Source organism: Shewanella sp. KX20019 (assembly GCF_016757755.1).
Classification (GTDB): domain Bacteria; phylum Pseudomonadota; class Gammaproteobacteria; order Enterobacterales; family Shewanellaceae; genus Shewanella.
Genome location: NZ_CP068437.1, coordinates 3,893,562 through 3,914,276 on the forward strand (window position 1 = coordinate 3,893,562; position 20,715 = coordinate 3,914,276).

The window sequence follows — 20,715 nt, forward strand, 5'->3', positions numbered from 1 at the left end:
GCTGGAATAAATTAGGAGTTACCCGTCATTATTTTTTGTCGTCTTTCACTTCTTCAAACTCAGCGTCAACAACGTCATCAGCTGCGTGAGCCTCTTGTTGAGCTTCGCCTGCGCCTTCTGGTTGACCTTGCTGTGCTTGCGCTTTAGCTTGGGCAATTTCCATTAACTTAGCAGAGGCTTCCATAAGTTCTTGAGTCGCTTTTTCAATCGCTTCTTTGTCATTGCCTTTATTGGCAGTTTCAACAGCAGTCATTGCAGCTTCAATCTTCTCTTTCTCATCGCTTGGTAACTCTTCACCAGCTTCTTCGATCTGCTTCTTAGTTGCGTGAACCATGCCATCAGCCTGGTTACGAGCAGTTACTAGCTCTTCGAACTTAGCATCTTCATCAGCATGAGCTTCAGCATCACGAACCATTGCTTCAACTTCTTCATCACTTAGACCTGAAGAGGCTTTAATGGTAATGTTTTGCGCTTTGCCGGTCTTCTTGTCTGTAGCAGATACATGCAAGATACCATCAGCATCGATGTCGAAAGCAACTTCAACTTGTGGCATACCACGTGGAGCTGGCTCAATACCCTCTAGGTTAAATTGACCTAGTGACTTGTTGCCGCTTGATTGCTTACGCTCACCTTGAAGTACGTGAATAGTCACAGCACTTTGGTTGTCGTCAGCAGTCGAGAAAGTTTGCGAAGCCTTAGTCGGGATAGTGGTGTTCTTCTCGATAAGCTTAGTCATTACGCTACCCATAGTCTCAATACCTAGAGACAGTGGAGTAACATCTAGTAGCAATACGTCTTTAACGTCGCCAGATAGAACGCCCGCTTGAACTGCTGCACCGATAGCAACCGCTTCATCAGGGTTAACATCTTGACGTAGCTCTTTACCGAAGAATGAAGATACTTCTTCACGTACTTTAGGCATACGAGTCTGGCCACCAACAAGAATCACTTCATTGATATCAGAAACTGATAAGTCAGCATCTGCTAGGGCAACTTTTAGTGGCTCAAGTGAACGAGTAATCAAGTCTTCAACCAGTGACTCAAGTTTTGCACGAGTGATCTTAACCACTAAATGCTTAGGACCTGTTGCATCAGCTGTGATGTAAGGCAGGTTAACTTCAGTTTGTGTTGTGCTTGAAAGCTCAATCTTCGCTTTTTCAGCAGCTTCTTTAAGACGCTGCATCGCTAGTGGATCATTACGTAGGTCAAGGCCCTGCTCTTTTTGGAACTCTTCAGCAAGATACTTGATCATACGGTTATCAAAATCTTCACCACCTAAGTGAGTGTCACCGTTAGTCGCAAGAACTTCAAAAGTTTGCTCGCCATCAACGCTGTCGATTTCAATGATAGAGATATCAAATGTACCACCACCTAAGTCGTATACAGCAACGATGTTATCGCCCTGCTTCTTATCAATACCGTATGCAAGTGCTGCAGCTGTTGGCTCGTTGATAATACGCTTAACTTCAAGACCGGCGATACGACCAGCATCTTTAGTTGCTTGACGCTGTGAATCGTTAAAGTATGCAGGAACAGTAATAACAGCTTCTGTGACTTCTTCACCGAGGAAATCTTCTGCAGTCTTCTTCATCTTCTTCAAGATTTCAGCAGAGATTTGTGGTGGCGCCATTTTCTTACCTTGGGCTTCAACCCAAGCATCGCCATTATCAGCACCAACAATTTTGAATGGCATGATGTCAACGTCACGTTGAACTTCGTCATCTTTAAAACGACGACCGATAAGACGCTTAATAGCATATACGGTGTTAGTTGGGTTTGTTACAGCCTGACGCTTTGCAGGTTGGCCAACTAAAGTTTCATCTGCAGTGTATGCGATGATTGAGGGTGTAGTACGATCGCCTTCAGCATTCTCTAATACGCGAGCTTTGTCGCCATCTAATACTGCAACACAAGAGTTTGTTGTGCCTAAATCGATACCAATAATTCTACCCATGGAGTCCTCCGAAATCGTCTTAACTAATTTGTTATCTGGTAATAGAAATGGGGTCAGACTGAATCGTTTTCAAGTCTTACATTTTGCCCATCTCGTCTCTTGGTTACCTATATTGGGACGTTTGAAACGAATACAAGGGAAAAATGTAAATTTTGTCATTTGATTGCGTTTTTTTGATCTCACACTCAGTTCCAATTAATCGCGAAACGTATAATGCATACAATCGAAGAAGGTATCGTTCAGTTTAACGCCTGTGATAACTGAGCGCTTGAATGTAGTCTCGAAGTAGAGTAATTAAAATTGAAACAATCCCATCAGGCTTATGCTTTCGGCATAAGTGCAATATTGCTGTGGTCGACCGTAGCAACGGCTTTTAAAATAGCCCTGACACATTACACCCCTCTGCAGCTGGTGTTAGTTGCTGTGACGACCTCTATTGTAGCGCTTGGATTTATCTTGGTGGCACAAAATAAGTTGTCATTGATACGACATCAATTTGTTAGCCGGCCACTATTTTATCTACAAACGGGTTTACTCAACCCTTTCTTGTACTATCTAGTGTTATTTAAAGCCTATGACTTATTACCCGCACAGCAAGCGCTGTCGCTTAATTACACTTGGGCTATTTTACTGCCACTACTGTCAGTGCCTTTATTGGGGCAAAGGCTAAGAAAGAGTGATATCGCCGCAGCCCTTGTTGCCTACTTGGGCGTATTTACCATTGCAACTAAAGGTAATTTGACTGGGTTTGAGTTCGAAAGTACCACCGGAGTGATACTCGCGCTAACAAGTACCCTGCTGTGGTCTCTCTATTGGATAGTTAATACTAAAGATAAGGGCGATCCTGTGGTGAGCTTATTACTCAGTTTTCTGGTTGGTCTGCCTTTTATTATCACGGCACTGCTTATGACACAGACACTGCCGACCTGGAATGTAGAAGGCATGCTTGCCGGGGTATATGTTGGTCTGTTTGAGATGGGTGTGACCTTTGTGCTTTGGCTTATTGCGCTAAAGAAAGCCGAGCGCACCGCCAGTATCACCACATTGGTATTTATCACCCCGGTACTGTCGATTGGTTTTATCGCATGGATATTGCACGAAAGCATCGAACGTTCTACCTATGTCGGTTTAGGATTGATCCTTGCGGCTCTCGCACTGCAACAAGCCCTGCCCAAGCTCGGTGACTGGCGCGATAAAAAGCGAATTCCAGTGCAGTAACCTTATTAATGTTGCCGCAAACGAGAACGACAAAAAACCGACTGCTAGGTCGGTTTTTTGTGCGTCATCTAAAAATAGCTATCGAATAATCACTATTGGAAATGCTAACCCTACAACTTAACCACCACTATTTCACCGACACCAACATCAACTGACAATGCCGCTTCGCCACTCAGATCCTTACTTGAATATGACTGAGCCACCAACCTTTCTTCTACTGCTAAATGCTTTCCCTGCTCTGAAATCGAAACATCACCCACACCAGAGTCTAGATCGATAGAACTAAAAGAGGCTTGATGCTCGACTCTGGCACTACCAATGCCAAGCGCAATTTCAATATCATTCGACAGCCCCGTAACTTCAATATCACCAATGCCAACCTCCAATGATAGAGCTGCCTGTTTTGGTAAATAAACTATCCATTGCTGCTCTATATTATCTTGCTCACTCAGCATCAAACTGATTTCAGTTGCCGTTACGTTTGATTCGATAGCCACGGCACCCAGATCTGTGTCTCCCCAAAAAAACAACCAGCTAGTATCAGCGCCTTCAACCACCACTTCAATTTTAATCTCACTGCTATCTGTGGCAAAAAACTTTGCCGAACCGATCTCCATATCCAAACTAACTCGTTGGCCGCTATAGACATAACTCTGGTTAAGGGTGCGTGTCGATTCTGCTACAGCGCTAGTTGATGCCAGTGCTAAGATAAGAGCAAGCGATGTCAGGATACGAGTTGTTATTGTTTTGCTTTTAGTCATACAGAAGTCCTTTTGATCCGATTCATTTCAATTGTTAAGTATTCAAATGCAATCAATAGGCCAAGTTTAAACACCCTACATATCAACAAGATAGGAACATACTAATGATGGCTTAAATGTAACAGTAATCTAATACACTAACTAATCGCCTTTCTTACCAGTCGTTTTGCGGGTATAGGAGCAATCTCAGACAAAGGCGCGCAATAACTTTGAGGTCAATAAAAAGGCCGCTATCGCGGCCTTTAAAAGCAATTGAGTGATTAACCTCTTACGGTATAATCTCCCCAAGCCAACCATTTATATGTGGTAAGCGCTTCAAGCCCCATTGGCCCACGAGCATGCAATTTTTGCGTACTGACAGCAACTTCAGCGCCAAGGCCAAATTCACCACCATCGGTAAAGCGGGTACTTGCATTAACGTAAACGGCTGCAGAGTCTACCGCGTTCATAAATTCGCTCGCGGTATGAATATTATCAGTCAAAATCCCCTCTGAATGACCACTCGAATATTGTCGGATATGCGCAATGGCGTCATCAAGCGTGTTAACCACTTTTATTCCTAGGTTTAACGATAACCATTCGGTTGAAAAGCTTTCGTCGGTTGCCGCTAGCACCTCTTGCTCATTCATCGCCATAACGGCTTGAGTTTGTTCACAACCATAAAAGCTAACACCTTTAGTTGCTAACTGCTTACATAGCGCCGGGATGAAACTCTGCGCATTCTTTTGATGCACCAATACTGTATCTAAAGCATTGCAAACGGTTGGGCGCTGTACTTTAGCGTTTTCTACCACTGAAATTGCCTTTGCTAGATCCGCCTGCGCATCAACAAAAAGATGGCAGATACCGATACCACCCAAAATAACTGGAATAGTGGCTTGTTCAGCACATAAGCGTTGTAAGTTCTGTCCGCCTCTTGGCACTATCATGTCGACATATTTATCCAGTTTCAATAAGCCAGATACCAAGCTTCTATCCGGATTATCAATAAGCTGAACACAATCCTCAGGTAGACCTTGCTCCGCCATCGCACTGCGAATGACTTTGCACAGGGCTCTATTCGAAGCTAAGGTTTCTTTACCACCACGCAGTATCACTGCATTACCGGTTTTTAATGCTAAGACTGCAATATCAACAGTAACATTCGGGCGAGCCTCGTAAATGACACCGATGACGCCAAGTGGTACACGGCGACGAGATAACCGCAGACCATTATCCAATAGCCGACTATCAATTTCACTGCCCACAGGATCAGTTAGACCAATAACATTATCAATGTCGGCTATAACACTGAGCAACCTTGACTCATCTAATAGCAATCTATCTATCATCGCTGCTGACAAACCGTTAGCTTGAGCTTGCTCAACATCTTTTTGGTTAGCAGCAATTATCTCAGATTTTGCATAAGTTAATTTACTTGCAATACCACGTAATAAGGCCGTTTTCTGTATGCCTGTTAAGCTCGCTAGCGCATAGCTTGCCGTCTTCGCCTTTTGACCAAGACTATTTAGAAATTCGCTATTACTCATAACACCACCATATCGTTGCGGTGAACCACTGCATCACCATAATCATAACCGAGCACCGACTCGATGCTATCTGAATGTTTACCCGCTATCAGCCCTAAATCTTTTGAACTATAGCGACTCATACCTTTAGCGCGGACTTTACCTTTAGCATCTGTAAGCTCGATGGTATCGCCACGCTGAAACAGACCGTCAATCTCAGTAATTCCTTTCGAAAGAAGGCTTTTTCCTTTATTTGTCACCGCGACAACAGCACCAGGATCGAGCTTAACTTGGCCACGGGTTGCTGGGCCAGCCAAGATCCACTGTTTGCGACTCTCTAATGGATTTTTTAATGCTGCAAAATGGGTACCCACGGGCGTTGAACAGACCACTTTTTGAATAACATTTTCATGATGACCCGAAGCAATCACAACATCTACACCTGCCCTTCTTGCAATGTCAGCAGCTTCTAACTTAGTCGCCATACCGCCAGTTCCAAGCCCTGAGACAGCCCCACCCGCAAGCAGACGCAAACTATCGTCAATATTAACCACTTGAGTGATTAGTTTTGCATTTGGGTTTGTGCGCGGATCGGCATCAAATAGGCCTTTTTGGTCGGTCAACAAAATAAGCATGTCCGCATCACAGAGCAGCGCCGCTCTTGCTGATAGGTTATCGTTATCACCAACTTTAATTTCAGCCGTTGCCACTGCGTCATTTTCATTGATGATGGGGATGATGCCATGGGCTAACAGTGCGTTTAACGAATCCCTTGCATTAAGGTAACGCCCTCTGTCATGAAGATCTGCACGGGTCAGCAGTAGTTGACCGACGTGCAAGCCATAAATACTAAATAACTGAGACCATGCGAGGATCAGCTGGCCTTGACCAACAGCTGCCAATAATTGCTTGCTCGCAATAGTATCGGGGAGCTTGGGGTAGCCCAAGTGCTCTCTCCCTGCGGCGATAGCACCAGATGTACACAGCACAACCTCGACACCCGCCTTCATCAAACTGGCCATTTGACGTGCAAGTTCGACTAAATGTGCCTTATCCAATTTTTGGCTGCCTGATGTCAGCACACTCGTTCCCAACTTTACCACTACACGGCGGTAACCGATCTCACTTAAGTTCATTTTTATCTAGCTAAAATGCATTGAATAAACCTTATACCTAATCTCAGTTTGAATTGGTAGTGACGACTCACAAAGAGCAGTAAAATAATAAGATCAATTAGATATATCTCATGTTCTTGATATTAAATTCAGCCATTTGGCAGTAGAAGCTGAGAATAGATAAGAAAGCCACCCTAGTGGTATTCAACTCGATGAGGTTTGAATTATTTGAACATGTTAAAAGCTTAACCAACTTGCATAAAAAATCCGAGACCTAGAGATAGGGCTCGGATCCTTAAGCAATTAGAAGCTCAGTCAACCGCTCAATAAATCATAAAATGAACGGTATTATAGTCACATGACTGGCTTTTAACGGTCTCAGCTAAACGGTAAAATGTTAAGCTTTCTCGATAACGCCTTCATCACCCTTGCCCTTAGTCTTGATGATAATCAATGAGGCAATGACAGCAGTAGAGACAAGACCCGCTATGGTTGAAATGGTGATAGGCAGCCCAGCACCTAAGGTGTGTGAGCTCAACAGGAAGCTAATCACTACCGTAGTCATGAACATGGCCGGTGCCGTACAGATCCAGTGGAACTTGTTGTGTCGCAGCAGGTATGCTGAGGCTGTCCATAACATCATGACCGCAGTCGTTTGGTTTGCGACACCGAAGTAACGCCAGATAACACCGAAGTCAACTTGAGTCAGAATTGCACCTATGATGAATAGGGGGATGGCTAACATTAAACGCTTAGGTAATGCAGTCTGTGGTATCTTGAAAAATTCAGCCAGGATTAAACGAGCTGAACGGAAGGCAGTATCGCCAGAGGTGATAGGCAAAACAATAACACCTAGGATTGCCATAAAGCCACCGACGGCTCCCAGAAGCCCAGTTGATGCTTCATATACAACGTTTGCCGGGTTACCCGCCATCCCTTCGTTAAGACCTTCAACACCACCGAAGAAAGAGAGAGCAATTGCACACCAGATAAGCGCAACTACGCCTTCACCTATCATAGCGCCGAAGAAAACAAAGCGACCGTTAGTTTCACTTTCTACACAACGAGCCATTAAAGGAGATTGAGTCGCATGGAAACCGGATACTGCACCACAGGCAATAGTAATAAACAGTGCAGGCCACAAAGGCATATCATTAGGATTAAGGTTGGTCAGGAAGTCGCCAGCCTCGAAGCCAGGTAATAGTGTGTATTCACTCGAGACCATGATGGCAATAGTCAGACCGATTGACATGAAGAGCAGAAGCGCACCGAAGAATGGATAGAGTCTACCGATGATCTTATCGACCGGTACAATAGTAGCGATAAGATAGTAAGCAAAGATAACGCCTAGGAAGATTGATACATCCCAACCAGTTAGCTTTCCTAGTAGCCCTGCGGGTGCCGAAATAAATACCACACCAACAAGCAATAATAAGATGATGGCAAATACATTCATAAAGTGCTTTGCGCCTTTACCTAAGTATTTACCTGCCAGATTCGGAACTGACTGACCGTTATTACGAACAGACAACATACCGGAAAAGTAATCATGAACGGCACCGGCAAAAATACAACCGAAGACAATCCATAACATGGCCGCAGGGCCATAAAGAGCACCGAGAATAGGGCCAAATATGGGTCCTACACCTGCGATATTGAGCAGTTGAATAAGGTAAACCTTACCCTTAGACATAGGCACAAAATCAACGCCATCTGTTTTAGTAAATGCCGGTGTTTGGCGTTGAGCATTGATACCGAAGACCTTCTCTACGAAAGCACCATAGACAAAATATCCACCTATAAGCAGGCCGACACACATTAGAAACCACATCATAATTACACTCCCCCATTTTGAATTGCAGACAGTGTAAAGAGGTTTGTCATTTAGAAAATGGAGAATAAGGTGAGTGGTCAGATTGAGAGGGTTAACGGTTTTATATCGACCCTAAGTGGTTTTACCTTGTTACAGACCTGACAGGGTGTCAGCGGCAATGTTAAACATTTGAAAGGCAGAGCTTAACGAACTCCGGCAGTGCTCGTTGCTTTTTATGCCATCCAACTCGACTAAAAAGCTAACAGGTTATAGGAAACCGAATATCTGCTTCAGTGGTTTTAAGTAACGCCTTGAAACCGGCACTTTAGCGCCTGAGGCTGTTGTGACTTCGGCTCCGGTTTCCTGGATCTCTATTTCAGATATTGCTTCAGGACTTATCAGGTACTGTCGATGACATTTGATTAATGAGGTTTTTTCTTCCAGTACTTTTAAGGTCAAATGCGTATGTACTTGCTCCTTATCAGTTGCAACATGAACACCACTAAGATCGCTGAACGCAAACTCTACCTCTTTAATCGATATCACCTTAAGCTTACTTCCGCTATAGCAAGGGAGATGAGTTAACAGCTCAGGTGTAAGAATACTGACGGATCTTGGTTTAAGATCTATTCTGACGCGATTTAATGTCTGTTGAAGCCGCTTTTCATCAATCGGCTTTAACAGGTAATCGAAGGCGTGATTATCGAAGGCCTTGATAGCAAATTCATCGTAGGCGGTTACGAAAACGATACGTGGCATGATGTCGGGATCCAGCATGCCAATGAGTTCAATACCGGTGATCCTTGGCATTTGAATGTCCAGAAAGATCAATTGGGGCTTAAGCTTGGTGATCATCTGCAGTGCTTCGATAGCATTACTGCATTGGCCAATGATCTCTATATCTGAATTTTCACTCAGTAGATCGGCTAACTCTTCTCGAGCATAATGCTCATCATCGATAATTAGTGATGTGATCACGTATGGGTTTCCGTATAGGGTAGCTTAATGCAGACTCTGGTGTATTCATCTTTGCGACAATCGACATCTATACCAAATTCAGATCCAAACTGGTTTTGAATTCGTTTATGAACCAAATTCATCCCCAGCCCCTCCGAATTGTTATCTAACTTGTATAGCCCTGCATTATCAATTACCTCTAATATTAATAAATCATCGTGGATCTTGCCAGTAACGCTTATAAGCCCCTGCTTTAGCATATTGCTGGTACCATGCTTTACTGCATTCTCAATGATGGGTTGCAGGGTAAATGCCGGCAAACGAAAAGACAACAGACGTTCAGGGATATCTATCTCAACGTTTAGCTTATCGAGAAAGCGTGCTTTCTCGATAGTCAGATATGAATCTATATGTTCAAGTTCGTCAGAAAGAGTCACGAGTCCAGTGGTGCGTTTGAGGTTAATTCTTAAAAATTGAGATAATTGCTGGATCAGTTGCCTTGCCTTTAACGGATCTCTTTTTGTGATTGCTGCGATGGTATTGAGCGCATTGAAGAGGAAGTGAGGATTAACTTGCGCCTGCAATAGCTTCAACTCTGCCTGAGTGAGCATACTTTGTTGACGCTCGAAGCGACCAAATAAGATTTGGTTCGACAATAATCGACCAATTCCTTCACCCAGCGTACGGTTAATGTTGAGAAATAGCTTATTCTTTGGCTCGTAAAGTTTAATGGTTCCAATGACCTCATTTTCGCTACGAAGCGGGATCACTAAGCTGGAGCCTAATCTACATTGTGGCGAGATAGAACAGGAGTAAGCCATATTGACCCCATCGGCAAACATGACACAATTATTATCGATGGCATCTTGAGTTATTTTCGATGATATTGGAGTGCCTGGAATATGATGGTCGGCGCCAGTTCCAATAAAGGCCAACAGGTGCTCTCTATCGGTTATCGCAACGGCTCCTACATGGGTTTCTTCGATAATTATTTGGGCAACCTGCGTACTACTTTTTTGATTGAACCCCTTCGATAACACCCCAACGCTGCGTTCGGCAATTTTTAATGCTTGAGTTGAAAATGCGGATGAGAGTTTGTCGAACATGGTTTTTTGATCTCTTACCATACTCATAAACAGGGCTGCACCGATGGAGTTCACTAAGAGCATAGGTAGGGCAATCTGTTTGACCAACTCCCATGCATCGGCAAAAGGTTGAGCGACGAGTAAAATAACCCCCATCTGAAGCATCTCTGCACAAAAGGTTACCAGACAAACCAACAAAGGGGCGTAAATTAGTTCACTTTTGTCTTGCCTGCGTAAATAGAGACTGACTATGCCCGCTGAAAACCCTTCGAGAGTCGTAGAAATTGCACAGGCCAGATCGGTAAAACCTCCCATGCTGTATCTGTGTAAACCTCCCGTAAGTCCGACTAAAAAACCTGTCACAGGCCCGCCTAACAGCCCGCCTAAGACGGCCCCCATGGCACGGGTATTGGCAATAGCATCGTTTGTCTGTTCACCAAAGTAGGTTGCCATGATGCAAAAACCGGAAAAAATCAGGTAAATGAATATCTTGTGAGGCAAACGGGTTGCGGCTTCTGCAAAGAACTTGAATAAAGGGGTCTTACTGACAAGATAGACCATCACCAGATAAAGGCTCATCTGTTGAGTTAAAAGTAAAATCAACGACATGATAAGTATTCCAATGAGTCATTGTTGGCATTCAGTAGCAAGATATGCAGAATATCAATTCAAATTTCGGTTGAGATCTATCTGTGAGTGTAAGAGCAAAGTCTAATTTTCGAAAATAATTTATTAAAGATATAGATAGTTTGTACCTCATAATGAGACAGCGTATATCGAACTCAGCAACTGCCCATGAAGTTATGCTATTAATGTTACCCCTTGGGAAAGCGATTAGCAAAGAGGAGTAACACTCTTGATGCATAAATAGTTAGAGCTCATGCTTATTATCACACCAGCTCAGCAAATACGATGACTGCTGCACAGTGGCGTGAATTTTATAGCAGCAAAAAAAAGCCACACAAGGTGGCTTTTAGTTGGTCGCACTCAATAGACGCTATTCTTGAGTTTTAGCGCGCTTAACCATAGATAAATTTGGCGATAAACAGCGCCGCTAATACCAGCACACCAAAACTTAAATCTTTATAACGGCCACTCATTAACTTGATCACTGCGTAAGAGATAAAGCCCATCGCGATACCGGTAGCGATGGAAAAAGTCAGCGGCATTAAAATACAAACCACCACCACAGGCGCGGCTTCGGTAATGTCTTCCCATTCAACATGCACTAGGCCTGACATCATCAAAATAGCGACATAAAATAGCGTTCCAGCGGTGGCGTATGCAGGCACCATTCCCGCGAGAGGAGAGATAAACAGTGAACCCAAAAACAGTAACCCCACCACGACCGCGGTTAAGCCTGTGCGCCCACCCGCACTCACGCCCGCCGTGCTCTCAATGTAACTGGTGGTGGTAGACGTTCCCAACATCGCCCCCGCTATGGTTGCAGTACTGTCAGCGGTTAATGCTCTGTTTAGCCGTGGTAGTTTACCCTTGTCATCTAAAAAGCCACCTCGCTGTGCGACAGCAATCAAAGTGCCTGAAGTGTCAAACAGATCAACAAATAAAAATGCGAATACCACCGACAACATGCTCACTTCAAGCACACTCGATAGATCCATCTTCATAAAGGTAGGCATGATTGATGGCGGCATAGCCACCATACCCTGATACTGCACATCACCAAATAACAGCCCAAGCCCAGTTACCGCCAGAATGCTAACAATTACCGCAGACTTCATCCCTCTGTGCACCATGGCAATAATCAAGAAAAATCCCAGTACCGCCATCACCGCCGGAAATGCTGTCACATCCCCCATCGTCACCAAGGTTGCTGGGCTTGCCACCACAATCCCGGCACTTTTTAAGCCAATCAGCGCTAAGAACAAGCCGATACCAGCCGCTATGCCTATGCGTAAAGACATAGGAATACTATTAACAATCCACTCTCGAATACGTACCAGTGACAGCACTAAAAAACAGATCCCCGATAGAAACACCGCCCCGAGTGCGGTTTCCCATGAATAACCCATCTCACCCACAACCGTGTAGGTGAAAAAGGCGTTCAAGCCCATTCCTGGTGCAAGCGCTATCGGATAGTTAGCAACAATCCCCATAATCAAGCAACCAATAGCCGCGGCTAAACAGGTGGCAACAAACACTGCGCCATGGTCCATTCCCGCATCGGCGAGCATCATAGGGTTAACAAAGATGATATAGGCCATGGTTAAAAAGGTGGTCAAGCCAGCAACAGCCTCTTGTTTTAACGACGTTTGATTTTCTTTTAGTTTGAATAGTTTTTCTAGCATGGAACAAGGTTCCTTGATTTTTATTATGTAGGGTTAATACGGTTTCTACTGTCATATAAATGTTTACGAACTGTTAAGCTCGCACATTTTTAGGCGATTATACGGGCAGATATCAGTTGATGCTAGCGATTTGCTCTAGCTTAGAACAGGCTAATTTAAATAGTATTTTTTGAAAGAAGAACAAACAAAGTCAAGCAGGCTAAAAGGATATATGGCACTCAAATAAGCTTTACACTTATATCCAGAACTTCAATTTTAATCAAATGCAATTAAGCTGCATTGCGCTTTTGCAAGTCGCCGTGAATATGTCCCTATAGGCTCTTCTAAATCATCCATGATTTAGAAGCTTGCACAGCCCAATTCAGATGAATAGCTAGCAAGCCCCCTTTAGTAGCTAACTCATTATTAGATAAAAACGAGCTCGTTTACGTCTAATAATGAGTTAGAGCAATGCAGGGAGCAATTGCCGAGTGAAGCTTCAGGGCTGAATCCCAGTGCCTTTAAGTCTAAAATAGGCCATATTGAAATTGCAGAGCATGCGCCCTGTGTCTTAACAAGCCGCCACAAGTACGTCCATGTAGGCTCTGCTAAATCATCCGTGATTTAGAAGCTTGCACGCCCCACAGCACATGCTCTGCCAGCAAGTTCAATGTAGCGTCTGACACGCTTCTGGACAGAAACGAGTTTGTAACGCCCCTCTAAAAAGTGAACCATGTGCTGGCGGGCGATTTGCTCAGCAAATGGCATGACAGCCTTGGAGAATTTTAATTCAGAGGCTTGTTAGTAACCTTTGCAAACTGCCAAACATCTCTATTTGCATATAAAACCCAGCTAAGCTTCGGGGATACTAAATAGAAACACAAAATATCGGTAGTATCCTGAAAATCAGAAAAATCTTTCCAATTTAAATGAAAGCTACCACTCAACCGCCTGATTTCACCAGTAGACTTATATATCCGTTCAAATTTCTCAAAAGCAAATACAGTCTCATTACTCTTAAATTCAGGGAGGGGTGAGAATAATTGTTCAAAATCTTCTTTGGTTAGCCAATTGTCTAGCTCTGAATTTTCACCTTGAATCATTGCCCAATCACTAGATATAAGGTTCAATTCAAGATCGTTTTCTATGTCAATAATTGACTTCAAATCGTCAAACTTCAATTGCCCCCTCCTTGGCTACTAACGCCCATTTAAGGGGCTGATAATAGTTTGCTAAAATGTGTAGCGTAGCGAAACCGAGCAAACTGCACAGTCCTTATTGATTAGCTTGTTAGGGTTACGTTGCACCCACATTTAAATCTAGTTCTTCTTTTATAGGCTTAACATTAACCTTTTTAGGGATAAAAAAGAAATGCTCACTGCTATTGTTAATTATTAGAGTTAGTTTATTGATATCAGCTAACTCTGTGATTTCATATTTAGTTATTTGCTCCCAAGGAAACAAAACAATAGCACCACCTTTTAACCTAACTATTCCGTTAGGGCCAGAATCGATTTTTATAGGCGACAACCAAGAAATAACATACAACAACCAACATAACGTAAAACCAAAAGTTGGTGCGATCCATAACCTTGAGATAACCGTTTGGACATAGTTATCATGTGCAACTAGTGAAACAATGATTAAAATAAGAAATATCAGAGACCACTTTAGGCAGCGTAATAATACTTCTTTTGATATGAGATTAAGCTTCTCTTGATGTTTGATTGAGAAAGCCCAAGGTTCAGTCCACTTCATAAATCGAGAGTAACCCTAACGCCTACTTAAGCGGAAAAATATAGTTGGCTAAAATGTTGAACGGAGTGAAAACAGCCAACTGTATTTTTTCCGTTTGAAGTTCTTGTTAGCAGTTACTTATATAAACCTTCGACATATTTATTAATTGGCTCTTCCAAAAGATCTTGTGGGTGATCGCCTCCAAAAGTTGCCCACTTACTTTCACCTGAAAATGTAGTGTTACCAATTTCTTTTTTTGTTTTTGAGTCAAAGGTAATTATTTGAATTTCGAGCTTATCAGATATCCCAGACCATTCAGTTGCACGATCTTCCCAATGAAGAATGATCGGCTGGACGTAATACCCATATGTATCAGAATCAATTGTGTCTAGGCAACTGTCACCATCACATTCAGTAGTAATAGATACTTTACGAGAATTTTTGGAAAATGCCCTTCTTACTTCATTCGCTGTCATACGACCAGAAGTTCTATATTCTTTATCGTCATACCATCCATTTTTAGGTGTAGAAATTAATACACCTGTGTTTTTATTTAATTGTATTTCTGGTTTTTGAAATTCATTGTGTTTATAAGAAGAGCTACACCCAGCTAAAGTTAATAAAGTGGCTCCCAAAAAGATAATACTACGATTCATGCACATAACTCCTTTGTACTGCTAACGCCCGCATAAGGGGCTGGTAATAGTTTGCTAAAATGTGAAGCGAAGCGGAACCGAGCAAACTGTTACCAGTTGATCTTCACCCGATAAAATAGACACCGTCCATTTTCAAAATAATCTCTGCTCAAATTCAACAGGTGTTTTATATCCTAAGCTCGAATGTAGGCGCTGTCTATTGTAGAAATAGTTTAAATAACCTTTGAGCTTAGAATGTAATTTAGTGCTCGTTGCAAATGTGTTCCCTCTGATCACATCCGCTTTCAATGAATGAAAAAAAGACTCAACCTCAGCATTGTCTGTACAACAACCAGGCCTGTTCATGCTGGCTATAATGTTGTGACACGCTAAATACTGCTGAACCACATGAGCTCTGTACTCTGCCCCTCTATCGGTGTGAAAAAGGACAGTCTCACTGGGTTTACGCTTTCTTATTGCGAGTTTCAAGGCCTTTAAAGTCAACTCAGTTGTTTTGTTCTCCCCAAATGCCCAGCCTATTACTCGGCGGGAAAACAAGTCGATGACAACAGCTAAATAATGCCACCGAGCCCCTACTTTTAAGTACGTAATATCTCCAGACCATTGCTGGTTCATATCTGTTGCTTTGGCCATATCTTTACGCCTATTTTCAATGGCTTTGTAGAAGAACTTTACTTTCGCTGGTTTACTGTAAGTCTTTAATGCTCGAGCCCTTAGGCCATTCTCTCGCATCAATCTAGCGACTCGCTTTTCACTGGTAATAACGCCTTCTTTTATAAGAGCATGAAATACACGGGGGCTACCATACGTTTGGTGATTGGCATTAAATACTTGCTCAATCTTTATCAGCAAATTAGCATCAGAAACTGCTCGTGAAGATATAGGGCGATGACACCAAGCATAATAACTGGTAAGCCCCCAGTTTTCTAGACACTTTCTAGGTTTTCATAATACTGCTTCTCGAACTTGATCGGAGACAGTCCATTATTACTACCATGATGCCGCACTGGATTATAGAAATATTCGATATAGTTAAATACTTCTGAGCGTGCTTCATCTCTGGTTTTATAGACTTTTCGCTTAACCCTGTCTTTTTTCAGCAGCGAGAAGAAACTCTCAGCGACAGCATTATCATGGCAGTTTCCTCTTCGGCTCATACTGGCTTCAAGGTTGTGTTCTTTTAGAAAACTACGCCAATCTGAGCAGGTATATTGCACTCCTTGATCGGAATGTATTAGCACCTTTTCTGTAGGTGAGCGTCTCCATATAGCCATCAATAGAGCATCTATAACTAACTCTGCCTTCGGTGTACTTTTCATCGTCCATCCTACGACTTGTCTTGAAAAAAGGTCTATCACAACGGTGAGATACAGCCAGCCTTCATGGGTACGAATATAAGTGAAATCGGTCACCCAAATCATATTGGGTTTGACGACATCAAAGCCTCGATTTAATGTATTAGGTGCCGTATGGTTAACATCGCCTCCGCCAAAGGTTGGATTGCGTTTATAACCTCGTACAGCTTTAATTTCAGCCTGTTTCATGATTCGATATACACGGTTTTTACCAACAACTTCACCATCATCTTTAAGGTCCAAGGTGATATTTCGATAGCCATAAACGCAACCACTTTCCAGCCAAAACTGTTTAATCTTACCCAGCAAGCGTTTGTCTTCAGTCGCTCTTCGACTCTGAGGTTCCTTCAGCCAGGCATAGAAACCACTACGATGGACTCCAAGTATTTCGCATAAGATTTTCACAGGATACTGCTTGAGCCTAGACTTTATGAACGTGTACTTTTCTTTGACTCGCTTGCAAAGTACACGGCGGCCTCCTTTAGGATGTTTCGCTCTTCGGTTACACGGCGAAGCTCCGCCTTGAGCTTACGTATTTCGTCTTGCTGATTATCAATGGTGATGTGCTGCTTTTCTGGCTTATCAAACTTGTTAATCCAGTTGTGCAAACTTTTGGAAGTAACCCCTAATCTGTCAGCAACATCTGCTATTTTATAGCCACGTTCAGTGACCTGTTTAACGGCTTCAATTTTGAACTCATCGGGATATCGTTTTCCGCGCATGTAACACCTCATATTTTTGGTTAAGTATAACTCTATGAAGTGTCTACTGTTCTAGGGGCTTACCACCAGTCCCGTCTTAATGCGCTTGTTATGCTACTAGAGCTCTTTAAATTGTATGTTACTAAAAAATTCTTCTGCGCTTTTATTTAGTTCTGGGTACTCTTTGCCTTTAAAGTGACGAAGAGAATACTCTGTATGTACGCCAACAGATTTTTTAAATGGGTGTATGCAATTATACCCAATATACTCTATTTGCATTACGGCTGATTTATTACTATCAATTTTTGCATTGTTATCTTGAGAAATTGTTCTGTGCTTAACGCATGTTGCACCATTAAGGTTTACTAATTTTTCGACGTTTTCTTTAAGTTCAAACCTACCAATATCAGGTGAAGATGCTCTGTGCTGGACTACGTGCGATAAGAATTCTTTATCCGAAAGGAATTCAGGGATTTCATAGAGAGACATATTTATAACGCCACTACCGTTATCCGTCACTTTAGCGCCAAGAGCAACTTGGTAGCCACTTGAAGTAATAACAGACCAACTGCCATTTTGGGGTGATAATGATGTAACACCATAAATATTAACAGGTGTGCCTGAATTCAATTTTGAGGTAGTTGTTGCGCATGAAGTCACAAACAACAACGAAGTCATAATGATGGTTAGTTTAAACACCGAACTCTCCTTGTAGCATAGACATAATGACTCCCCACTAAAGATGCTGATCTCCAATCAATCGTGGGTTAGCTGAAAGCCAGAGCCATAATAGTTTTGTTAAAGAAACTAAATCGGAGATCAGCATGAATAAACATAACATACTTTTTATTGGCCTTGATACACATAAAGAATTTGTAGAAGTTGCTTATATTGAAGATCAAAGAGGAGCGCAAGCGGTTCATTTTGGACGAGTTTCAAGTGCGAAAGCCTCTATCACTAAACTGGCTAGGCAGTTTCAATCTAAGTATCCAGAAGCAACCTTACACTTTGTGTATGAGGCAGGACCCTGCGGTTACTGGATCTACCGATTGCTTACCAGCCTAGGTTACTGTTGCTATGTTATAGCCCCTTCACTTATTCCCAAAAAGCCTGGTGAGAAAATTAAAACCGATAAACGTGATGCGCTTAAATTAGCAAAGCTGCTTAAGTCGGAAGATCTTACCGCGATTTATGTTCCAGAGCCTGAAGATGAAGCTATCCGCGATTTATCTCGTGCTCGTGAGACCGCGATGAAAGATTTAAAAGACGCCAAATACCAGCTTAAAGCGCTTCAGCTAAGAAACAATATTAACTACAGAGGCACTGCTAATTGGTCGCTAAAGCACTTACGCTGGCTGACTGAACTGATATTGCCGCACCCGAGTCAACAGATTGTCTTGCAAGAATACTTACAAACCATTTCAGAGCGGATCGCGAGGCTAAAACGGCTAGACAATGAACTTGAGCATCACGTTAAAAAGTGGCGTTACTATCCAGTCATCAAAGCCATACAAGCATTACGTGGAGTGAGGTTACTGGTTGCTGCAGGTGTCATTGCTGAGTTGGGAGACTTAACTCGCTTTGATCATCCCCGAAAACTAATGAGTTATGTAGGCTTAGTGCCTTCAGAGCACTCGAGTGGCGGCAAGCGGCATGTGGGTGCGATAACGAAATGCGGCAATGGTCGAGCAAGGCGGCTATTAGTCGAAGGGGCTCACTCCTATCGCTACCCCGCTAAGATCTCAACCGAGATGCAAATAAGACAAGAAGGTTTACCGAAAGAAATCATTGATATTGCATGGCAAGCGCAGCTTAGGCTTTGTCGTCGATACCAAAAACTCACGTACAAAGGTAAACATAACAACGTAGTCGTGACAGCCATAGCCAGAGAAATTATTGCTTATATTTGGGCTATTTCACGAGAAGTGGTACTGACAAATGTTAACCCTAAACTACGGTTGTCGAGAGTACCTGCATGATGAACGATTTTGAGCTAATACAGTGGGTCAAGCATCGGATGTGACACGATCACCGAGGGCGTTAGGATGGCAATACGGTTAACTCTGTATTGAACCACGAACATAGACTGAAGACAGGTGTCACGACGGATTATGTAAGGTAGGCGCTGCTTATTGAAAGATAAGTAATCCACGGATATCAGCATGACAACCGACGAAATTGCTTGCTTCATCGACTGTGTTAGCTCAATCCAATTTGGATGAGAAGAAAAGATAAAGGCTTAAGTATTTAGGCCGGTATCGTCATGTTCTGCTTGACGTGGGGAGTCATACCAACGCCCCATTAAGAGGCAAAAAACAGCTTGCTACAATGCCTGAGGAACGAAGGACAGCAAGCTGTTTTTTGTCCTTTTGAATGGCTTGTATGGATAATAAACCCACCTAATTACACTTAATTCCCAGTTTCGGGTAATGTGAGACCCAGGCTTTAGCTGCAACTAAAGCTTTCATTTGTCGTAGTTCGATTGAATGATGGATCCTCTATCGAGAGACCGATAACAAGAAAGAACGCGACAAACGACTCCAAGCAAAATACTCGAATAGTCTACTGGGTCTCGAACCCGCATTTGCAAGCAAGAGTTAGCTTATTATGAAATCAAAAACTAATCAAAACATTAACGTTGGTGTCGATACTGGTAAGTACCAACTCGACATTTATATTCGACCATTAGATATCTATTTCACCGTTTCTAACGATGATAAAGGGATTAAAGAAGCAGTGCGCCTCATTAAAAAGCACCATCCTGAGCGTATTGTCATTGAAGCGACAGGACGTCTTGAGATGCCCTTTATCATGGCTTGTGCTAACGCCAATTTACCCTTCGTGATAGCCAATCCAGTTCACATTAAACGCTTTGCTGGAGCAATAGGCCAACGCGCTAAAACAGATAAGCTAGACGCACAGCTGATAGCTCATTACAGTGAAGCGATTAAACCTAGGCTATCAACGCTGAAACCTGATGTCATGCAGGCTATGAGCGATCTCGTAGGAAGGCGGAGCCAGCTTTTGGTCATGCAAACGATGGAAAAGAATCGGCTTCAAATTCTCCCTCAAGAGCTTGCAATGACGATCAAGCCAATCTTAACGGTCTTCAAAAATCAGATAACGAAGATAGAAGATAAAATCGTTAAACTCATCGAATCGAACGCTGACTACCAAGCTAAAAACCTTATCCTGCAAAGCATGAAAGGAATAGGTAAAATTGCCGCAACATCCATTATCAGTAACCTACCAGAGCTTGGCTATATTAATAACAAAGAAGCCAGTTCGTTGGTTGGTGTAGCACCGATGAATAAAGAAAGTGGACGCTTTAAAGGCCATAGAAAAATCCAGGGAGGGCGACATCAAGTTAGAACCGTTTTGTACATGGCAATGATGTCAGCAATACAATCCAACCCCGTTTTTAAAGAGACTTATCAGCGACTCGTTGCAGCTGGAAAACCTAAGAAAGTAGCCATTATTGCCTGCATAAGGAAGATGGTTGTGATCTTAAATTCGATGCTAAGAGATGGTGTTTTGTGGGAAGCGCCAAAAGCTTAAAATTAGTTA

Annotated in this window: 16 protein-coding genes and 1 pseudogene; 3 read left to right on the plus strand and 14 right to left on the minus strand. The window is 42.8% G+C overall.

Features of this window, described 5'->3' with window-relative positions; all coding sequences use genetic code 11:
* Nucleotides 1-28: 28 nt before the first annotated feature.
* Nucleotides 29-1,954, minus strand: coding sequence for a molecular chaperone DnaK (dnaK, locus tag JK628_RS16815; RefSeq protein ID WP_202286081.1), 1,926 nt, complete (start codon nucleotides 1,952-1,954; stop codon nucleotides 29-31).
* Between the two features lie 300 nt (nucleotides 1,955-2,254).
* Here dnaK and JK628_RS16820 point away from each other — a divergent pair, with 300 nt between their 5' ends.
* Nucleotides 2,255-3,172, plus strand: a complete 918-nt coding sequence (locus JK628_RS16820; protein ID WP_202286083.1) for a DMT family transporter — start codon at nucleotides 2,255-2,257, stop codon at nucleotides 3,170-3,172.
* A gap of 110 nt (nucleotides 3,173-3,282) precedes the next feature.
* On the opposite strand, the gene JK628_RS16825 is transcribed toward JK628_RS16820, so the two are convergent.
* The 13 genes and pseudogenes from JK628_RS16825 to JK628_RS16885 form a co-directional block, all read right to left on the minus strand.
* Entirely contained in the window at nucleotides 3,283-3,933 is a 651-nt protein-coding gene (locus tag JK628_RS16825) for a hypothetical protein (RefSeq protein ID WP_202286085.1), read from the minus strand.
* A gap of 260 nt (nucleotides 3,934-4,193) precedes the next feature.
* Nucleotides 4,194-5,462: a glutamate-5-semialdehyde dehydrogenase gene (locus JK628_RS16830; RefSeq protein WP_202286088.1), complete on the minus strand. Its 1,269-nt coding sequence runs from the start codon at nucleotides 5,460-5,462 to the stop codon at nucleotides 4,194-4,196.
* Complete coding sequence (gene proB / locus JK628_RS16835; protein WP_202286090.1) at nucleotides 5,459-6,577, minus strand: glutamate 5-kinase; 1,119 nt, start codon at nucleotides 6,575-6,577, stop codon at nucleotides 5,459-5,461. Before proB ends, JK628_RS16830 begins: the two co-directional genes overlap by 4 nt.
* Before the next feature lie 376 nt (nucleotides 6,578-6,953).
* Nucleotides 6,954-8,390, minus strand: a complete 1,437-nt coding sequence (locus JK628_RS16840) for a carbon starvation CstA family protein (RefSeq protein ID WP_202286092.1) — start codon at nucleotides 8,388-8,390, stop codon at nucleotides 6,954-6,956.
* 246 nt (nucleotides 8,391-8,636) lie between these two features.
* Entirely contained in the window at nucleotides 8,637-9,347 is a 711-nt protein-coding gene (gene btsR, locus JK628_RS16845; protein WP_202286094.1) for a two-component system response regulator BtsR, read from the minus strand.
* Entirely contained in the window at nucleotides 9,344-11,020 is a 1,677-nt protein-coding gene (locus JK628_RS16850) for a sensor histidine kinase (RefSeq protein ID WP_202286096.1), read from the minus strand. The genes btsR and JK628_RS16850 overlap by 4 nt, the downstream gene beginning before the upstream one ends.
* Before the next feature lie 410 nt (nucleotides 11,021-11,430).
* Nucleotides 11,431-12,720, minus strand: a complete 1,290-nt coding sequence (locus JK628_RS16855) for an NCS2 family permease (RefSeq protein WP_202286098.1) — start codon at nucleotides 12,718-12,720, stop codon at nucleotides 11,431-11,433.
* A 764-nt stretch (nucleotides 12,721-13,484) separates the two neighbouring features.
* Nucleotides 13,485-13,880 carry a hypothetical protein gene (locus tag JK628_RS16860; protein ID WP_202286100.1) on the minus strand — a complete coding sequence of 132 codons (396 nt, stop codon included), beginning with the start codon at nucleotides 13,878-13,880 and terminating at the stop codon, nucleotides 13,485-13,487.
* 115 nt (nucleotides 13,881-13,995) lie between these two features.
* Entirely contained in the window at nucleotides 13,996-14,457 is a 462-nt protein-coding gene (locus tag JK628_RS16865; protein WP_202286102.1) for a hypothetical protein, read from the minus strand.
* 113 nt (nucleotides 14,458-14,570) lie between these two features.
* Nucleotides 14,571-15,092: a DUF4823 domain-containing protein gene (locus JK628_RS16870; RefSeq protein WP_202286104.1), complete on the minus strand. Its 522-nt coding sequence runs from the start codon at nucleotides 15,090-15,092 to the stop codon at nucleotides 14,571-14,573.
* Between the two features lie 132 nt (nucleotides 15,093-15,224).
* A pseudogene (locus JK628_RS16875) lies at nucleotides 15,225-16,004 on the minus strand (IS3 family transposase); the annotation flags it as partial.
* A 14-nt stretch (nucleotides 16,005-16,018) separates the two neighbouring features.
* Nucleotides 16,019-17,169 (minus strand): IS3 family transposase gene (locus JK628_RS16880; RefSeq protein ID WP_202286106.1). Its coding sequence is split into 2 segments (ribosomal slippage): nucleotides 16,019-16,932 and nucleotides 16,932-17,169, totalling 1,152 coding nucleotides; the frame shifts between segments, so codons are not numbered across the junction.
* 96 nt (nucleotides 17,170-17,265) lie between these two features.
* A complete protein-coding gene (locus JK628_RS16885) occupies nucleotides 17,266-17,847 on the minus strand; it encodes a hypothetical protein (RefSeq protein ID WP_202286108.1) in 582 nt (193 codons plus the stop codon).
* Nucleotides 17,848-17,972: 125 nt separating this feature from the next.
* Here JK628_RS16885 and JK628_RS16890 point away from each other — a divergent pair, with 125 nt between their 5' ends.
* Both JK628_RS16890 and JK628_RS16895 read left to right on the plus strand, forming a co-directional pair.
* Nucleotides 17,973-19,127, plus strand: a complete 1,155-nt coding sequence (locus tag JK628_RS16890) for an IS110 family transposase (RefSeq protein ID WP_202286110.1) — start codon at nucleotides 17,973-17,975, stop codon at nucleotides 19,125-19,127.
* A gap of 628 nt (nucleotides 19,128-19,755) precedes the next feature.
* A complete protein-coding gene (locus JK628_RS16895) occupies nucleotides 19,756-20,706 on the plus strand; it encodes an IS110-like element ISSpi5 family transposase (RefSeq protein WP_202286112.1) in 951 nt (316 codons plus the stop codon).
* Nucleotides 20,707-20,715: the final 9 nt, after the last annotated feature.